Raw genomic sequence first — 19,263 nt, 5'->3', positions numbered from 1 at the left:
GGGCTTTTATGGGAATTTCTGTTGCTTCTTCGCAAAAAAAGACACGCAGACGGCATCATTCACATAGCCAATTGATGAGTGAGATTAATGTTACGCCATTTGTTGATGTTATGTTGGTGCTGTTGATTATTTTTATGGTTTCTGCTCCCCTTTTGGTCAACGGGGTGCCCTTGGATTTGCCTCATAGTCAAGCGGGACCCGTGCAAATGCAAGACACGCCTCTTACGGTTTCATTGGATGCGCAAGGGCGTCTTGCTATCAATCAGGACTATTATGAAACAGCTGAAGCTCTGATTGCACAACTTAAAGCCAAATTGGATTCTGAACCTGGACAAAAGAATAAACGTATTTTTGTGCGTGCGGCGAAAACTGTTGAATATCAACAAGTGTTAAAATTGCTCGCCGATATTCAAAAAGCAGGTTTTTCGCAAGTCGCTTTGGCCAGTTTGGCACAATAAGAGTGTGATGAACTGTTACAGGTTGTATGCAAAGCAGTAAAAAGTTTTTAATAAAAAACACAAGGCATGGAGATGAACAAAGACTCTTATCATAGCATGAAACGAGGCTTGGCTTTATCCCTTGTCATACATGGGATTTTGCTCAGTTGGGCGAGTGTCCATTTCATCAGTGCGGTCTCTTTGCCACAACAATTGGAAGCAATTCCCATCACCCTTGCTCCTGTAACGCAAGAGCTTTCTTCACAGCAAGGGGCAGTGGATGCTCCTGTGGGTGCTGTTCCAGCAATAAAACCAACGACCAAACCACAAGAAAAAGAAGATGCTCGTTATTTTGGAGAAGGAAAACTCGATAGTCTCGCGCCTTTTAAACCAAACGAAAAACCACGACTTGTTGATACAACACCTCCACCACCAGGAAAAGAAGACGTACCGGAAAAATCTTCACCAGAATTGATAGAGCAAGAATTCTCACAAGCAAAAACGGAAATGCCGCCAAAAATAGAGCCTCCTCAAGAGGAAGCGCCAAAGGTGCTGCCTGATGCACCTTTGGAGATGCCGCAAGAGGAAGCGCCAAAGGTGCTGCCCGATGCGCCTTTGGAGACGCCGCAAGAGGAAGCGCCAAAGGTGCTGCCTGATGCGCCTTTGGAGACGCCGCAAGAGGAAGCGCCAAAGGTGCTGCCCGATGCGCCTTTGGAGACGCCGCAAGAGGAAGCGCCAAAGGTGCTGCCCGATGCGCCTTTGGAGACGCCGCAAGGGGAAGCGCCAAAGGTGCTGCCTGATGCGCCTTTGGAGACGCCGCAAGAGGAAGCGCCAAAGGTGCTGCCTGATGCACCTTTGGAGACGCCGCAAGAGGAAGCGCCAAAGGTGCTGCCTGATGCGCCTTTGGAGACGCTGCAAGAGGAAGCACCAAAGGTGCTGCCTGATGCGCCTTTGGAGACGCTGCAAGAGGAAGCACCAAAGGTGCTGCCTGATGCGCCTTTGGAGACGCTGCAAGAGGAAGCGCCAAAGGTGCTGCCCGATGCGCCTTTGGAGACGCCGCAAGAGGAAGCGCCAAAGGTGCTGCCTGATGCGCCTTTGGAGATGCGCAAAAATGAAAAAAGAACATTGCCGCAAGAGCCTGCTCTCACCATCCCCAAAGCCTCTATAGAACAAGCACCAGCGCGTCCACAAACGCCCCAAATAACGCTGCCCGATAAATTCCCTCTTCCTCACTTCAAACCGAAGTCTGATAAAAAGCCTGCTTTTCAAAATGTGCAAGCAACAAAAAAGAACAACCAACACATGGAGAGTGAGACAATTGAAGATATTTTGGCAATGGAAGAAAATAATCTGTTGAATCGTGCACGAACGCAAGGCGGTGGGGCAAAACGTTCCACGACACCTGAAGCTTTGGGAGCGAGAAAAAATATCAATGATACCACAAAAATGGCACAAACATTGGTCAGCATTGTTGGGGGATGTATTCAACAGAAGCTTAAACTTGTGGCGCTTGGTGGTGATTTAAAAAACCGTCCAGCGGTGCGGTTGCGATTTTATCTAAACCGTGAAGGAATGGTTGTGGGAGATCCCATTATTGATCCGTTAAGCGGTGCACAAAGTCAGAAAGCCATTATGGTAAGACAGGTGTATGCAGCTGTTTTTTCATGTCAACCCTATGCAGATCTTCCCCGTGATCAATATGATCTATGGGGGCAGGGTTTCGATTTTAATGTTGATCCCCTTCAAGAGATAACACAATGAAAGAAAGAGATATTTTTTCTCGAAATGAAAGGATACATTCCATGATAACGATAACGAGATACAAATTTTTTTCTTGGTTTATTATTATTTTGGGGGTGTGGATTTCGAGTTTTTCATGCGCTTCAGCACAGCTCAAAGGCACTATTTCTAGCGCTGACTTTAATCCTATTCCTATTGCTATTGCGGATTTTACTTCTAACGATTCGATAGGGTTGAAAATCACTGCTGTGATTACAGCCGATCTTGAACGGTCAGGGCTTTTCCAACCCCTTGATAAGGAATCTTTTTTGGAAAAATTCGTCAATCCTTCTCAGCAACCCCATTTTGCGGATTGGAAAAAAATAAAAGCGCAAGGTTTGGTTAGCGGACAGGTTATCAGAGAAACCGATGGACGATTGAGAGTTGATTTTCGTTTGTGGGATGTGTTTGGACAGCGACAACTTAAAGGACGGCGTTTTTATACTGCTACAGAATATTGGCGGCGTGTTGCCCATATGATTGCCGATGAAATTTATAGCGAAATGACAGGGGAAAGTGGTTATTTTGATACGAAGATTGTTTTTATAGATGAAACAGGTCCGCAAAATGCACGTATTAAACGTTTAGCGATTATGGATCAAGATGGAGCAAATTTGCTTTATCTTTCTGATGGTCATGAGTTGGTGCTTACACCGCGTTTTTCACCCAAACGGCAAGAAATTACCTATATGGCTTACAAACGCAATCAAGTGCCCCATGTTTATCTTCAACAAATTGAAAAAGGGCAAAATGAGCTAATAGGCACCTTTGAAAATATGACAATTGCACCACGTTTTTCTTCAGATGGACGAAAAGTCATTATGAGTTTGTTGCAAAATGATGGGAGTGCCAATCTTTACACCATGGATTTGCGGACACGCACAACAATGCGCCTTACGGATACTTCAGCTATCGATACATCCGCTTCTTATTCACCAGATGGAACAAAAATTGCCTTTTCATCTGACCGTAGTGGAAAACCGCAAATCTATACCATGAATGCGGATGGGACCAATGTCCAACGTATTTCCTCAAAAGAGGGAAGTTATTCCACACCCATTTGGTCACCACGGGGTGATTATATTGCCTTTACGAAACAATTGGACGGACAATTCTCTATCGGTGTTATGCACCCTGATGGACAAGGAGAAAGAATTCTCACAACAGGTTTTCATAATGAAGGACCAACTTGGGCTCCCAATGGTCGTGTCTTGATGTTCTTTCGCAAAAATCCAGGCGAGGGCCCTAAACTTTATACCATTGATATTACTGGACGCAATGAACGCCAAGTACACACACCCAATGATGCTTCTGATCCAGCGTGGTCGCCATTGCTCAATGTTCGGTAATACTGTTCCTTTCATCAAAACAAACCGTGTGAAAGTTCATCAGAGCTCTGTGATCATGCGTAATCTGTTTAAAACAAATATTAAGACGAATGAGAGCTCTACGAGTTGCTCCAGCTTTTGTATGCCAGATGGGGGCAAGCGTATTGCGTATATCGGTTTGTGTAATCTCTGAAACCGGCATACAAACTCATTTAGGGAGAATATGAAGTTGTAAAGGTGAAAACTAATCTCTATCTTTACCATCACCTTTTAATTCTGCTTTGCGGCTTTCAAAAGCATCCACGGCAATCTCTTTTAAATAATGGAGATTACGCATTGCCTCACGCTTTTGTTTTTCACGTTCTTGAATGGGGTCACGACCCTCACGTAAAATAGAATGCCCCCTCACAAAGAACAAAATGCCATTGTGTTGCCAATTCACGGGCTTGTTTTAAAGAGACATCTCTTAAAGTACAGAAGTCCATTTCACGACGCTATCCGTGAAGGGTATAAGGGTAAAGCCATTGCGCACCACCTCTTTACGCTTATGAAGGTGCAAACCAGCACCTTCATACGCTTTACCGAGCCCCAATGTTGCAAAGCCCTTGGTATTGAGACGATTCATTAAAGGCATTTTTGCTCCTTTCTAGACTGTTTTCACCCCACACACCAACCCCGCTTATGACGTGCAGAAACATCATTTCACTTGATTCAACATAAGGGGATTTGAATTAAGAGAATCTTACAATATTCGAGGGTCTCATTTAACAGACAAAACAGTAAATTATCATTATAAATCAATATTTGTACTGTTATGTTCCTGCTGTTTGAGAGGGAAGGCATGCTCTTTTACAATAGGTGTGCTTAAAGATACAGAGAGAAAATAATACCCAATGGACAGCAAAACAGGCGATGTTATGGATGATTTTGTTGTTTATGTTGTGTCTAAAAGATCAAACGGTTCTAGAAAGAAATGGATGACAATGTCTTAATATCCAATGGTTATAAGAGCAAAAGGCGATTTCAACGAATAGGATCTCAAGGTATTTTTTATTCTCGCTTCTCGTCTTGATTTTGAAAATCTCTTTGTCGTTCATCAAACGGAATTGAGTCGTTACCTCAAAGGCAATTTGCTCAAACAATTGGTATAAGGCAATAGGCATAAGAAGATATCCTTTTCATCAAAGTGTAACAAGATGAATCGCTCTTTTGATCAGATTGTAGAATGGATATCCTTTCGGTTGGATATCATATTGGGATTGATAGATCTTACTGTCTCAACCCAAACTTTGCTTGGAAGAAGCATGCTAAAGGCCAAAAAATAGCTCCGAGAGAGGATCTTTTAAATTTATAACATTAAGAGATACAAGAGGGGATAAAAAATAAATAAAATCATAGTGGCTATACTTTATAATGTTGTTTTGTACGATACTGTGGTTCCCATGGTAAATAACATTTGTCACTTGTTGTAAACTTTACACGTCTCCGTCACGTTGTCATGGTTTCTCGCTGATAAAGAGTGTTTGGGAAAAGCCTTTAGAAATGCTTTTGGAAAGATTTTCTTGAAAAAGTGACAGAGAAAAAATTAACGGAGAGCTTTGGTTTTTCGTTGCATTGGTGTTGTTGGTTGAAAGTGTTTGTCTGTCTTAAATATTTTGCTTTTAAAGTAAGGTGTTGTCTGTGTTGGGGCAAAATGCTAGGTGATGACAGCTTGTACAAAAAAGCACAGAAAATAAGCGCATCTCTCATGGAGAAAGAGAGCGCCCGTCATCCTCTTTTCCTATAGACGCCCTTGTACGCAGGCACTTTATAGGCGGGTGTTTTGCGTGCGGGGTTTGGATAAAAATTAACCAGAGAGTTTTGCTAAAATCTCATCGCTGACATCAAAATTAGCATAAACATTTTGTACGTCATCATCTTCTTCTAATGTTGAAATAAGGCGTAAAACCGATAAAGCTTTTTCTTCATCTACTGGTGCAAGGGTGATGGCTTTCCAAATCGTTTTGATCGATTCTGCTTCACCAAGTTTTGCTTCAAGCATTTTGGAAACTTCACCAATATCTTCAAATGCACAAGTAATATGGTGTTCCGTTTCTTCTGATTGTACATCTTCAGCACCGGCTTCAATTGCGGCATCCATGATGCTCTCTGCCGTTCCGGCTTCGCTCTTATAGACGATTTCACCAATGCGATTAAACATAAAACTCACGGAACCTGTTTCTCCTAAGGCGCCACCCGATTTGGTGAAGGCTGCACGCACGTTGGAAGCTGTGCGGTTGCGGTTATCTGTTAAGGCTTCAACAATAACGGCAACACCACCTGGACCATATCCTTCGTAGCGCACTTCATCATAATTTTCGACATCGCCGCCTGAAGCTTTCTTAATGGCACGTTCAATATTGTCTTTTGGCATTGATTGTGCCTTCGCATTCTGGACAGCAAGCCTTAAACGTGGATTCATGGCTGGATCGGGGGCACCTTGTTTGGCTGCAACGGTAATTTCACGTGCAAGCTTAGAAAATATTTTCGAGCGCATCGCATCTTGACGCCCTTTACGGTGCATAATGTTTTTAAATTGTGAATGACCTGCCATCGTTTTCTTTCCAATTTTGAGGGCTCTTTTTCTCGTGAGGTTGTCCCTGTTTCTATTGCGGTTGTTCTTGTGAGAGTATCCTTGAATTTAAGGCAATGAAAGACCTATCCTACCAGAATAAATTACCAGAATAAATATGTTGTAACATACCGTAACATAAGGTGAAGTGATCAAATAAATCCTTTATAAAAAAAATCGCGTTAAAGGTAAAGATCCTCTATTAAGGATCTTGATAAGAGAGGTGTCTTGTCGTTCTTTAAAAATCAGGTTATAACAGTATATAATTTCATGGTAAAAGTGTTTTATTTCATCTCTCGCTTTCACTGAAGTGTGGGTGAAAAAGACCGGTATGTAAGAAAAAGATCTAGTGCTCCACAAGGGGCGATAATCTGCCTCAAGAACTCCATAAAGAGGCGAAGTTAAGAGGATATTGTAGAAATGGCAACGCAACTTTTGATGCCCAAAGCAACAGCTGTTTGGCTGGTTGATAACACTGCTCTTTCTTTTGATCAAATTGCAGAATTTTGTAAATTGCACGTCTTAGAAGTGAAGGCTATTGCCGATGGTGAAGCAGCGCATGGTATTAAAGGTCTCAATCCCATTAATTCTGGGCAATTGACGCGCAGTGAAATCGCACGGGTGGAGGCTGATCAAAATGCCCGCTTAAAAATTTCCGAGTCTAGAGTGCATATTCCAGAAAAAAAACGCAAAGGTGCGCGTTATATCCCTCTTTCTCGGCGTCAAGATCGTCCCAATGGTATCTTGTGGTTGGTGATGAACCATCCCGAATTGAAAGATGCGCAAATTTCACGGTTGATTGGGACAACAAAGGCAACGATTGAACAAATTCGTCTGAGAACCCATTGGAATAGCGTTAATTTGGTTCCTCTCGATCCTGTCGGATTGGGGCTATGCTCACAAATTGATTTAGATTTCGAACTCCACCGTGCGGCAAAAAATCGTCCTGTTGCGGCAGAAGAAGATCCGTCTTTGTTGCCTGCATCAGTGACAGAAAATGTTGCTCTCAATCAAGTACATGGGCAAGTACATGGGCAAGTACATGGGGAAACGCATGAGAAAGCACATGGGGAATATCAGAGAGAAGACGATCATAACAAAAATTTTGATGCCGATAAAGTTTTTGCAAAGCTCAATGCACTCAAAAAAAACCAGCAAGAAGATCATAAATGAGATGATGTGCAATCTTGAAACGTAAGCGTGGTTTTTTCATGGGTGTTGCAAGGCTGAGGATGAAAAACAGCAGAAATTAAAGGGATGCTAAGTCGTAAAAAGTGGGAAAATTTTTTCTTCATTAGGAATTAACGGTTATTCTTAAAGCGCTTTTGAAAAAAGGTATCCTTGCGATTTTATTAATTAAGGAGAATTAGCGTATGCGCTCTACCAAAAATATTGGCTTTTATCCCTTAGCCATCCTCCTTTCAATGTCTTTGTCGTTGATTGGTTGTGGAGAAAAACATGTCGGCAACCGTAATGGTATGAATAATGCTTATTTGAATGGTGCTGGCTTTAATCAAGCCCCTGCGGGTTCAGGACAAGAGTTTACTGTTAACGTGGGAGATCGCGTTTTCTTTAGTCTCGATTCTTCTTCAATTGAACCTGATGCTGAACGCATTTTAATGCGCCAAGCAGAATGGTTACTGCGTTATCCTTATCATTCTATTATGATTGAAGGTCACGCTGATGAACGTGGTACGCGTGAATATAATTTGGCACTGGGGCAACGTCGTGCTGTTGCTGTGCGTAATTATTTGATTTCTCTTGGTGTGTCTGCACAACGTATTCAAACAATTTCTTATGGAAAAGAAAGACCTGTCGCAGTGTGTGATGATATTTCCTGTTGGAACCAAAATCGTCGCGCTGTTACAACTCTTCAATGATAGAAACGATCGTTAAAATTAATTCTTTAAGGGGAGAAAATGATGTTAATATGGCGTAAAAAAAACTGGGAAACAGCCTTGTGTGTGGCTGTTTTCATCACTTGCTTTGCTTCGTCTGTCCAAAGTGCGGCACGATGGCCTTCGCAATATTCTAAAGAAAACTCGGATTCTGCTGCTCAGAGTAAGGCTGGCGTTGATGCTACCGATAAAGCTGCGGGGGAGAAGGCGGAGCCTGCTACAGATGATGCTGCGGATGCGGTGGAAAAAGCTGCGCCTGCTGCGGATAAGGCTGTCGATGCGGTGAAGAAGGCTGGTGCTGATGTTAGTGATAAAGCCGCGGGTGCGGTAGAAAAGGCTGCGCCTGCTGCGGATAAAGCTGTCGATGCGGTGAAGAAGGCTGGTGCTGATGTTAGTGATAAAGCCGCGGGTGCGGTAGAAAAGGCTGCGCCTGCTGCGGATAAAGCTGTCGATGCGGTGAAGAAGGCTGGTGCTGATGTTAGTGATAAGGCCGCGAGTGCGGTGGAAAAGGCTGCGCCTGCTGCGGATAAAGCTGTCGATGCGGTGAAGAAGGCTGGTGCTGATGTTAGTGATAAGGCTGCGGGTGTGGTAGAAAAGGCTGCGCCTGCTGCGGATAAAGCTGTCGATGCGGTGAAGAAGGCTGGTGCTGATGTTAGTGATAAAGCCGCGGGTGCGGTAGAAAAGGCTGCGCCTGCTGCGGATAAGGCTGTCGATGCGGTGAAGAAGGCTGGTGCTGATGTTAGTGATAAAGCCGCGGGTGCGGTAGAAAAGGCTGCGCCTGCTGCGGATAAGGCTGTCGATGCGGTGAAAAAGGTTGGTGCTGATGCTGCGGATAAAGCTGTCGATGCGGTGAAGAAGGCTGATGCTGATGTTAGTGATAAAGCCGCGGGTGCGGTAGAAAAGGCTGCGCCTGCTGCGGATAAAGCTGTCGATGCGGTGAAGAAGGCTGGTGCTGATGTTAGTGATAAGGCTGCGGGTGTGGTAGAAAAGGCTGCGTCTGCTGCGGATAAGGCTGTCGATGCGGTGAAGAAGGCTGGTGCTGATGTTAGTGATAAGGCTGTCGATGCGGTGAAGAAGGTTGGTGCTGATGTTAGTGATAAGGCTGCGGGTGTGGTGGAAAAGGCTGCGTCTGCTGCGGATAAAGCTGTCGATGCGGTGAAGAAGGTTGGTGCTGATGTTAGTGATAAGGCTGCGGGTGTGGTGGAAAAGGCTGCGTCTGCTGCGGATAAAGCTGTCGATGCGGTGAAGAAGGCTGGTGCTGATGTTAGTGATAAAGCCGCGGGTGCGGTAGAAAAGGCTGCGCCTGCTGCGGATAAAGCTGTCGATGCGGTGAAGAAGGCTGATGCTGATGTTAGTGATAAAGCTGCGGGTGTGGTGGAAAAGGCTGCGACAGTCCCTGCTTTTCAGGGAATGATTCAAAGTCGAGAGTTTATTTTAGAAAATCAAAAGGCTCTGTTTAAAGATTATGATTTGGATAAACTCTTGCAGAATATACGGACCGTGCTTGAACATAACAGTTTGAAAAATGTACAAAAGCAATTCCACAAGCTTTTTGATCAAAAAGACGCTTCTGTGTATTCTTGTGCTTTTGAAAGTGCGACTGTGGATGAAAATTTGCCAGCTGTAAAAGAAGATATGAGGCACAAGCATAGTGTAAAAGATGTCCAGGAGAGTGTTGCTAATGTGGAAAGCCATGATTATGAACGCCATTTACAGGATATCTATGGCCATGTGAAAAAAACAGGTGATCATCTGAAGGAAGTCCATAAAGATGTGAAGGAAACAGAAGACCATTTGCAGGAAAATCCTTTAGAGAAGAATCATCAAGAAAAAAATGATGGCAATGCGCAGATGGATGAGGATTCTTCACTTTCCTCTTCTAAAGCGTTGTATAAAAAAGGCTACGATTTTCTTCGTTTGGCAAACTATGTTGATGCTGAAAAGTCCTTCTGTGCTTTTCAACAGCGGTATAAAAAAGACCCTTTGAGTGATGATGCATTGTTCTGGTTAGCAGAAGCTTTGTTAGGACAAAAACGCTATCATGAAGCGGCACAAGTGTATCTCACTGCGTGGTATACAGATAAAAAGCAGCTCTATAGTTCTGAAATCTTGTTGAAATTAGCACTGAGTATGGTAACTCTCGAGAAAAATAAAGAGGCTTGTCCAGCTGTAGTGAAAAAAACAAAATATCCTAAAACGTTGGAGGCTGTCTTTTGTAAACCTGTAAAAAGGAACGAGGTTGGTCACGGTGTGCGTTAGACTCGCAGGAAATCTCTTTAAAACATCGGATTTTATCCAGTGTCAAAAGGTGATTCTTGCTGTCTCAGGAGGGAGCGATTCTCTGGCTTTGCTGTTTTTAGTCAAAGACCATTTTAAAACGCTCTCTTCTGCTCCGGAAATCATTGCTGTTACCGTTGATCATCAATTACGCAAAGAATCAACCCGTGAAGCTTTAACCGTTGCAGAAATTTGTCGTGCCCATCGCATTAAACATCGTATTGTGCGGTGGGAGGGAAAAAAACCAAAGACTCATATCGCTTCAAGTGCGCGTATTGCGCGTTATAACCTGCTCTTTAAAGAAGCGCAAAAACAGGGTGCAACCCTTATTATGACAGGGCATACCCTCAATGATCAGGTTGAAACCTATCAAATGCGTTGCCAACGTCTCCAGAAGGTTACAGAGGAGAGGCGGCAACTTGCTTTTTCCAATATGTCGGGTGGCGATTATATGAGAGCATCTGCCGGTGTTTTATCCGCTGAATCCTTTGAAGGTATGCGTGGTCGAATCTCTTCTAGAGAGGTTGAAGAAAAGAGTGCGCAAAAAATGTGTCTTATGGCTGAAAAAAACGATGGGTTGATGTATGCGCGGGGGTTATCTTGTATTCCACGTGAGGCATTGCTTTGTCGAGAAATACGCTTGATTCGTCCGCTCCTTGATGTTAAGCGGCAAACATTGCGTACTTATTTGCACCTAAAGGGCAAAAGGTGGATTGATGATCCAACCAATGAAGATCGCAATTTTGAACGCGTGCGTGTGCGTCAATCCCTTCAGCAAAAAAAACTTGCCGAGATTGTACAAAAGGTTCATGAAGCCGCATTAAAACGTCGTCAACAGGTAAAAATTGTTGCTGATCTCATTTTGGCTCTGGATATTGCTGTTGCCTATGGACGTTGTGTTATTGCAAAACCCGCGCCATTCTTACAACAACATCCAAGTTTTCCCTTTGTCGTTGGGTTGTTTGCTGTATTGATGGGCGGGGGATCATATTTACTTCCTGCTCAAAAATTGAGGATTCTTGCTCAAAAGCTCTGTCTCGACGCCTCAGAAAAGCAACGCTTTACTCTCGCTGGAGCTGTCATTGAATCAAATAGGAGCGGAGTTGTTCTTTGGCGCGAATCTCGCAATATGAAAGAGGAGGTTGTTGAGCCTGGAAAAACGTTTCTATGGGATGGGCGCTATCAGATCACCAATCATGGAGGAGAGCCCATCAAGATTGGTGCCGCAGGTTTGACGCAGCTAAAAGCGCTTTTGCAAAAAAGCGCTCTTGATCTTGAAAATCCCCATTTCCCCTCTTTACAATCATTGTTAATGTTTTCAAATGACAAAGGATATGATATTCCAGAGTTAACTTCTCAAACGCATTCTTCTTCAAATGTTCATATCAAGCGGATTATGGCACCCTTCGATTGGCTTTTATCACGTGAAGATGCCGCTCTGGTGAATGTTGTGGAGCCTTTTTTTAATATCGAGGTGAAAAGATAAAGAAAAATCACGCTAAAAGACAATAAACGTCTCCTCATCCCTTGGCAAGGGGCGTACAAGGTTATATGTTAAGGGAGAATAATTTAAAATCTAGATTTGATTAAGTGTGGGCTGAATATGAATTCTAATTACCGCTCTCTCCTCATTTGGGGAGTTATCGCCTTAATTTTGATTGTGTCGTTTTCTCTCTTCAATGGAGACAACCAACGTTCTGGAGGAGGAGAGGTCTCTTATTCCGAATTTTTGCAAAAAGTTGAGAATAATGAGCTGAAAACCGTAACCATTCAAGGGCAAAAGTTAACGGGACGAACTGTCGAGCACAGAACTGTTTCAACTTACGCGCCTCGAGATCCGGGTTTGATCCAAAAATTGGAAAGCAAAAATGTTAATGTTAAAGCTATTCCTGAGAGTTCTGGTAATAGTATTTTCCTTAATCTGCTCTTTTCCTTATTGCCTGTGATTATTATCGTTGGGGCGTGGGTCTTCTTTATGCGGCAAATGCAAAATGGCTCACGTGGGGCTATGGGATTTGGTAAATCAAAAGCAAAATTGCTCAATGAAGCGCAGGGTCGTGTCACCTTTCAAGATGTTGCTGGTGTGGAAGAAGCAAAACAGGATCTCCAAGAAATTGTTGAGTTTTTACGTGAACCACAAAAATTCCAACGCCTAGGAGGACGTATTCCACGGGGCGTTTTGCTGGTTGGGCCTCCTGGAACTGGTAAAACTTTGCTTGCTCGCTCTGTGGCAGGGGAAGCAAATGTACCCTTCTTTACCATTTCAGGGTCCGATTTTGTTGAAATGTTTGTTGGTGTTGGTGCAAGCCGAGTGCGCGATATGTTCGAACAGGCGAAAAAAAATGCGCCCTGTATTATCTTCATCGATGAAATCGACGCGGTTGGGCGCCATCGTGGTGCCGGATTGGGAGGTGGAAATGACGAACGTGAGCAAACTTTAAATCAGTTGCTTGTCGAAATGGATGGTTTTGAACCCAATGAAAGTATCATTCTTATTGCTGCAACAAACAGACCTGATGTGCTCGATCCAGCTTTGTTAAGACCAGGGCGTTTTGATCGACAAGTCGTTGTGCCAAATCCTGATATTTCTGGACGTGAGCAAATCCTAAAAGTGCATGTGCGCAATGTTCCTTTAGCGCCTAATGTTGATCTAAAAGTTTTGGCACGGGGAACACCAGGATTCTCTGGGGCTGATCTGATGAACCTTGTCAATGAGGCTGCTCTTATGGCGGCTAGCCGTAATAAAAGAGTCGTCACTATGCAAGAGTTTGAAGATGCAAAAGATAAGGTGATGATGGGAGCCGAACGGCGTTCATCCGCGATGACACAAGAAGAAAAAGAACTCACCGCTTATCATGAAGCAGGACATGCTATCGTGGCTCTTTGTGTGCCTGTTGCCGACCCTGTGCATAAAGCAACCATCGTGCCAAGGGGAAGAGCTTTAGGAATGGTGATGCAATTGCCCGAAGGGGATCGCTATTCTATGAGTTACCGGTGGATGATTTCTCGGTTGGCTATCATGATGGGTGGACGTGTCGCTGAGGAATTGAAATTTGGAAAAGAAAATATCACTTCTGGGGCTTCTTCCGATATTGAACAAGCAACAAAATTGGCACGGGCGATGATCACACGTTGGGGATTTTCTGATCTGCTTGGTAATGTTGCTTATGGTGATAATCAGGATGAAGTCTTTTTAGGGCATTCTGTGGCTCGAACACAAAATGTCTCTGAGGAAACAGCGCGCATGATTGATGCTGAAGTGCGTAAGCTTATTGATGATGCTTATAAAAGTGCTACTAAAATTCTGAAAGAAAAAAAGAAAGAATGGTTCGCTTTGGCACAAGGCTTGTTAGAGTATGAAACTTTAACGGGCGCTGAAATTAAAGAAGTTATTGCTGGAAAGCCTCCTTCACGAACACAAAAAGATGAAGGAAACACACCGCGCATTTCCTCTGTCCCTAAAACGGGAACGATTAAAGCAGAGTCTCAAAGCGAAGCTGTAACAACAGCAGATAAAACAGATGTTGATGAGACAGATGTTGATCAAGAAAAGGGGAGAAAAGCAGAGATAGATGCTGAAATGCAAACAGCGAAGTCTTCTGATATTCAAGCCAATGATTCTGAGGGGAAAGAACCGCAATCCCGTGGGGCTGAGAAAAAAGCACAAAACGCGAAAAGCTCCACCAAAACAGCAAGTCGCCCTAAAAGTAAAATAAGCGCTGGTAAGAAGCCAAATGCTACACAACGTGATAAAGGAAAGCCTTCTAAAGACGCTTAAATGACAATGTGTTGGGAGAAATTTTAAGCAAATTTCTTTGAAAAAGGCGCAAGGAAGACTTGCGCCTTAAAAGTATATTTAGGAAATTCTGTGATCAAAGATATTATAGGGTTATTGGCTTGTGATCTCTGTCGCGGTGTTTGGCGTTGTTTGCGGTCTATGTGGTAAGAGGTGTTCTGAAGCCTTTGGTTTTGTGTCTTGTTGTGTGTGGAGAGCTGGTTGCTTTAAGGTATTTGCTTTTGTTTAAAAAGGAGAGCGTTTGCTTATGAGAGAGCATAATATTCCTTTTTGTGGAGACCTCAAAGCATCATTTCTAGAGTGTATGTGGTTGTTGGGGAAATGAGAGAGTTGTTCTAGGTGGTGAGCTTGGTATGTGTTGCGGTAGTTTTTTTGTTGTTTGCGGTCTATGTGGTAAGAGGTGTTCTGAAGCCTTTGGTTTTGTGTCTTGTTGTGTGTGGAGAGCTGGTTGCTTTAAGGTATTTGCTTTTGTTTAAAAAGGAGAGCGTTTGCTTATGAGAGAGCATAATATTCCTTTTTGTGGAGACCTCAAAGCATCATTTCTAGAGTGTATGTGGTTGTTGGGGAAATGAGAGAGTTGTTCTCAGCAGCGGGCTTGGTGTGCGGTGTGATTTTCTGAAAGTTTGGAAATGAAGAGGTGCCAATGATTTCATCACAGGAAAGGTGTTGTATCAGGGATTTTGCCTGTTAGGAAAGAAGAAAAAGAGTTGTGTAAAGGAAAGAGGGATGGCGCAAAAATATTTTGGTACTGATGGAATTCGGGGAAAAGCTAATTCTTTCCCTATGACAGCAGATTTTGCTATGAAAGTGGGGATGGCTGTGGGGGTGTTGTTTCGCTCACAACATCAGTCGCGTCGTGTGGTGATTGGTAAGGATACCCGATTATCGGGTTATATGTTGGAAAATGCTTTGGTTTCAGGATTTACCGCTGCGGGAATGGAGGCTTTCTTGCTTGGACCTGTCCCAACACCTGCTGTTGCTATGCTTTGTCGTTCCCTGCGTGCTGATCTTGGCGTGATGATTTCTGCTTCTCATAATCCCTTCTATGATAATGGCATTAAACTTTTTGGACCCGATGGTTTTAAGCTTTCTGATGAGATGGAAGAAAAAATTGAGCAATTGATCGATATAGATCTTACAAAATCCTTAGCAGATTGTGCTGAAATTGGCTATGCAAAACGGGTTGAGGGCGATATTTATCGCTATATTGAATATGCAAAACGAACTTTACCCCGTGATGTGCGTCTTGATGCTGTGCGTATCGTCGTCGATTGTGCCAATGGCGCTGCTTATAAAGCGGCTCCACGTGCGTTATGGGAATTGGGCGCTGAAGTTTTTTCTATTCATGATACACCCAATGGGATGAATATTAATCAAAAATGTGGGTCAACCGATTTAACTTCTTTAAAAAAGAAAGTGCATGAAGTGCGTGCCGATGTGGGGATCGCACTTGATGGTGATGGTGACCGTGTTTTGCTTGTCGATGAAAAAGCACAAACCATTGATGGGGATCAGTTGATCGCTGTAATTGCTGAACATTGGCATAAAATGGGGCGTTTACAGTGTAACGGTGTTGTTACAACGATTATGTCAAATCTTGGACTCGAGCGCTTCTTGAACGGCAAATGTTTGGATGTTGTTCGGACCAATGTTGGGGATCGTTATGTTGTCGAAGCAATGCGCGAAAAGGGATATAATGTTGGTGGTGAAGCTTCGGGGCATATCGTGCTGAGTGATTTTGGTACAACCGGTGATGGGCTGGTGGCTGCTTTGCAAATTTTAGCGTGTATGCAAGAGAGCCAAACGCCTATGAGCCAATTGTGTAAACGGTTTGAGCCTGTGCCACAAGTTTTAAAAAATATAACGATTAAAAACAAAAATGTGTTGAAAAAGAATCCGGTTAAAAAAGCAATAGATCAAGCAACGCAACGGTTGGGGAAAAACGCACGATTGGTCATCCGTGCTTCTGGAACAGAACCGGTTATCCGAATTATGGCTGAAGGCGATGAACAAGAAGTGATCAATGCTGTTGTTACAGAGATGATGGAAGTTATTGCATATCACGATACGCTTGCAAAAGAGGAAGTTTCCCTCGAGAAAGCGTGAATCCTTTCTAAAATCTATGAATCAGCTCGTGTTTTTGATTATATTATACATAGGGGAAGTGATACTGTTGGAAAAATATCGCTGGTGATTTTTTCTCAAAGTGCGGGTTATGGGCACCTGATTGAAAGGCAATCAATAAAAGAGCGATGAAGAGTGCGTTTGCAAGAAGGCTCTTGAGGGATTTGTGGGATATTTTGGGGGGAGATAAGAGAGATTTTGCCAATGCGTTGCTTGAGGAGAGGTTTTTGAAGCAGGGTTTTCGCATGATGCTTGAAGGTGATGAACAAGAAGTGATCAATGCTGTTGTTACAGAGATGATGGAAGTTATTGCATATCACGATACGCTTGCAAAAGAGGAAGTTTCCCTCGAGAAAGCGTGAATCCTTTCTAAAATCTATGAATCAGCTCGTGTTTTTGATTATATTATACATAGGGGAAGTGATACTGTTGGAAAAATATCGCTGGTGATTTTTTCTCAAAGTGCGGGTTATGGGCACCTGATTGAAAGGCAATCAATAAAAGAGCGATGAAGAGTGCGTTTGCAAGAAGGCTCTTGAGGGATTTGTGGGATATTTTGGGGGGAGATAAGAGAGATTTTGCCAATGCGTTGCTTGAGGAGAGGTTTTTGAAGCAGGGTTTTCGCATGATGCTTGAAGGTGATGAACAAGAAGTGATCAATGCTGTTGTTACAGAGATGATGGAAGTTATTGCATATCATGATGAGATCATCTCGAGCAAAGAGGAATATCTGCTTTTAAAAAGCTTTCGAGTGCTAAACTCTGTAAAACAGAAAGCCATTTTACAGCTCCTCTCTGATCAGAAATAAAATCTTGGACAAACAAGATCAATACGCAAAAGTACTATTGCTTTTTTCATCATCTTCGATTGGATAAACAGCGCAGTGCCTCTCAGGTAAGAAGTCGCTCTCATTACAAAACTCTACATTACAGAAACTTTTTCATTTTTATTGTAAATCCCCTCAAAGTACTTTATGATTTAACCATATGATTTTGGTCGTCTACGCAACGACCAAGAGGGAAAACAAGCCCTAAACCCTAGCGTAAAAATGAACCCACTTTGTGGATAGCCCGGGATTCCGGGAGATTTTGCTATGTCCAGGTGCTGTCAAGCACTAAAAGCAAAAAGCTGACTAGGGTTCAGTACTTGTTACTCCCGGAATACCAATGCGAGGGCGCTCGCACTCGGTGGGGGCATAAAATGCAAGATAAAAACCTTTTTCACGATATTTCTATCGGCAAAAAAATCCGCTTTAAGCGAAAAATGTTGAAAATATCTCAGAAAGAACTCGGAAACCTCTTAGGGTTAAGCGCACAACAAATCCAAAAATATGAAACGGGACTCAATCGTGTAAGCGCTGGGTGCTTAAAGGAAATTGCTGAAAAACTGGATGTTCCTCTTGCCTTTTTTTATGCGGATCTTTTAACAAAGCAAGAGCCCCCATACCATCATGATGAAATCATCTCGAGCAAAGAAGAATATCTGCTTTTAAAAAGCTTTCGAGTGCTAAACTCTGTAAAACAGAAAGCCATTTTACAACTCCTCTCTGATCAGAAATAAAATCTTGAACAAACAAGATCAACACGCAAAAGTACCACTGCTTTTCTCACTATCTTCTCTTTGATAAGCAACGCAGTGCCTTTCATGTAAGAAGTCGCTCTCATTACAAAACAATACATTACAGAAACTTTTTCATTTCTATTGCAATCCCCTCAAATTCCTTTATTATTTGGCTGGTGTTTTGGTCGCCTACGCAACGACCAAGAGGGATCTAAAAACCCTAAAATCCGAGCATAAAAATAAGCCCATTCCCATGGGTGTTCCCGGGATTCCGGGAGATTTTGCTATGTCCAGGTGCTGTCAAGCACTAAAAGCAAAAAGCTGACTAGGGTTCAGTACTTGTTACTCCCGGAATACCAATGCGAGGGCGCTCGCACCCGGTGGGGGAATAAAATGCAAGATAAAAACCTTTTTCACGACATTTCTATCGGCAAAAAAATCCGCTTTAAGCGAAAAATGTTGAAAATATCTCAGAAAGAACTCGGAAACCTCTTAGGGTTAAGCGCACAACAAATCCAAAAATATGAAACGGGACTCAATCGTGTAAGCGCTGGGTGCTTAAAGGAAATTGCTGAAAAACTGGATGTTCCTCTTGCCTTTTTTTATGCGGATCTTTTAACAAAGCAAGAGCCCCCATACCATCATGATGAAATCATCTCGAGCAAAGAAGAATATTTGCTTTTAAAAAGCTTTCGAGTGCTGAACTCTGTAAAAAACAGAAAGCCATTTTACAGCTCCTCTCTGATCAAAAGGAAAGTTTTTAACGCTATAACGTTATAATTCATCACATTGAAGACATTGCCCTATTCTCTAAAAGAGTATCAAAAGCAATGTTGTTAACGGAAAATATGAGGCATGTTGGTGCAGTTTCAAATTGCTCATTTCTTTAAAGCGCTTTATTACTTCAAAAGTGTTTTGGGCACCTACGCAACAACCAAGAGGGCTGTATTGTTGAGATAAATTCAAATTTAAGTTTTATGAAAAAAATTTCTTTTTTGTTCATGAATCGTTGCGTAAAAATACATTGGTAAAAGTCTATAGAAGGTTATCATCTTTCCATTTATGAAAAAGAAAGATCCATTCTATTTTCGTGCTGCCAATGTTATTTGGTTTGTTATAAGAGCCGTTTGTGTGTTTAAGTCTTTTTTATTTGAAGCTCTTTTAGATTGAAATGAACAAGAGGGCTTTCATTTTTGCACTTCTCTGGGAATTAACATGCAAATTTAGCGCAGTGGTATGTTTGAGATGCGGTATGCTTGAGAGATAGATTAAGACGGTTTGAGGCAACACGCGTTGCTTCGGATTGTGTGTGTGTCAAATGGGGCAAGGGTATTGCACTCTCTGTTTGCGTCATTTGTGAAACTGGGAGGCTGCCGCATTGACGGACAATATGAGGCTGTTAGGGGAGAAACCCGTTTTCATCTTTTACCAACTCCTTTTCATTTAAATTTAT

Annotated in this window: 13 protein-coding genes and 2 pseudogenes; 13 read left to right on the top strand and 2 right to left on the bottom strand. The window is 42.8% G+C overall.

The genetic code is table 11. The features are described 5' to 3' along the window. Positions 1-8: 8 nt before the first annotated feature. From tolR to tolB, 3 genes are all read left to right on the top strand, one after another. Positions 9-458 carry a protein TolR gene (gene tolR, locus NMK50_RS08730; RefSeq protein ID WP_254770131.1) on the top strand — a complete coding sequence of 150 codons (450 nt, stop codon included), beginning with the start codon at positions 9-11 and terminating at the stop codon, positions 456-458. A gap of 72 nt (positions 459-530) precedes the next feature. Further along, complete coding sequence (gene tolA, locus NMK50_RS08725; RefSeq protein ID WP_254770130.1) at positions 531-2,198, top strand: cell envelope integrity protein TolA; 1,668 nt, start codon at positions 531-533, stop codon at positions 2,196-2,198. A 41-nt stretch (positions 2,199-2,239) separates the two neighbouring features. Next, on the top strand, positions 2,240-3,565 hold the full coding sequence (gene tolB / locus NMK50_RS08720) for a Tol-Pal system beta propeller repeat protein TolB (RefSeq protein WP_374112172.1): 1,326 nt from the start codon (positions 2,240-2,242) through the stop codon (positions 3,563-3,565). Positions 3,566-3,632: 67 nt separating this feature from the next. Here tolB and NMK50_RS08715 read toward each other — a convergent pair. Then, positions 3,633-4,178: pseudogene (locus tag NMK50_RS08715) on the bottom strand (integrase arm-type DNA-binding domain-containing protein); the annotation flags it as partial. Between the two features lie 1,212 nt (positions 4,179-5,390). After that, positions 5,391-6,137: a YebC/PmpR family DNA-binding transcriptional regulator gene (locus NMK50_RS08710; protein ID WP_254770129.1), complete on the bottom strand. Its 747-nt coding sequence runs from the start codon at positions 6,135-6,137 to the stop codon at positions 5,391-5,393. Between the two features lie 438 nt (positions 6,138-6,575). Here NMK50_RS08710 and NMK50_RS08705 point away from each other — a divergent pair, with 438 nt between their 5' ends. The 10 genes and pseudogenes from NMK50_RS08705 (at position 6,576) to NMK50_RS08665 (ending at position 18,590) form a co-directional block, all read left to right on the top strand. Beyond that, positions 6,576-7,328: a DUF1013 domain-containing protein gene (locus tag NMK50_RS08705; protein ID WP_254770128.1), complete on the top strand. Its 753-nt coding sequence runs from the start codon at positions 6,576-6,578 to the stop codon at positions 7,326-7,328. Positions 7,329-7,528: 200 nt separating this feature from the next. After that, the gene (gene pal, locus NMK50_RS08700; RefSeq protein WP_254770127.1) at positions 7,529-8,035 is read left to right on the top strand and encodes a peptidoglycan-associated lipoprotein Pal; all 507 of its coding nucleotides are present in this window, start codon (positions 7,529-7,531) and stop codon (positions 8,033-8,035) included. A 39-nt stretch (positions 8,036-8,074) separates the two neighbouring features. Further along, a complete protein-coding gene (locus tag NMK50_RS08695) occupies positions 8,075-10,312 on the top strand; it encodes a tetratricopeptide repeat protein (RefSeq protein ID WP_254770126.1) in 2,238 nt (745 codons plus the stop codon). Further along, entirely contained in the window at positions 10,302-11,816 is a 1,515-nt protein-coding gene (gene tilS / locus NMK50_RS08690) for a tRNA lysidine(34) synthetase TilS (protein ID WP_254770125.1), read from the top strand. The genes NMK50_RS08695 and tilS overlap by 11 nt, the downstream gene beginning before the upstream one ends. 117 nt (positions 11,817-11,933) lie before the next feature. Beyond that, on the top strand, positions 11,934-14,108 hold the full coding sequence (ftsH, locus tag NMK50_RS08685; RefSeq protein WP_254770124.1) for an ATP-dependent zinc metalloprotease FtsH: 2,175 nt from the start codon (positions 11,934-11,936) through the stop codon (positions 14,106-14,108). 744 nt (positions 14,109-14,852) lie between these two features. Beyond that, positions 14,853-16,232, top strand: coding sequence for a phosphoglucosamine mutase (glmM, locus tag NMK50_RS08680; protein WP_254770123.1), 1,380 nt, complete (start codon positions 14,853-14,855; stop codon positions 16,230-16,232). Positions 16,233-16,477: 245 nt separating this feature from the next. Then, positions 16,478-16,612 carry a hypothetical protein gene (locus NMK50_RS10450; RefSeq protein ID WP_256481395.1) on the top strand — a complete coding sequence of 45 codons (135 nt, stop codon included), beginning with the start codon at positions 16,478-16,480 and terminating at the stop codon, positions 16,610-16,612. A 335-nt stretch (positions 16,613-16,947) separates the two neighbouring features. Next, positions 16,948-17,058, top strand: a pseudogene (locus NMK50_RS08675) (helix-turn-helix domain-containing protein); the annotation flags it as partial. Between the two features lie 392 nt (positions 17,059-17,450). Beyond that, entirely contained in the window at positions 17,451-17,810 is a 360-nt protein-coding gene (locus NMK50_RS08670) for a helix-turn-helix domain-containing protein (RefSeq protein ID WP_254770122.1), read from the top strand. A gap of 393 nt (positions 17,811-18,203) precedes the next feature. Further along, entirely contained in the window at positions 18,204-18,590 is a 387-nt protein-coding gene (locus tag NMK50_RS08665) for a helix-turn-helix domain-containing protein (RefSeq protein WP_254770121.1), read from the top strand. Positions 18,591-19,263 lie beyond the last annotated feature (673 nt).

This window comes from Bartonella harrusi, from assembly GCF_024297065.1.
In the GTDB taxonomy this organism is placed as follows: domain Bacteria; phylum Pseudomonadota; class Alphaproteobacteria; order Rhizobiales; family Rhizobiaceae; genus Bartonella; species Bartonella harrusi.
Note: the sequence above shows the minus strand (reverse complement) of the source record. Positions and strands in the feature narration are given on the sequence as shown.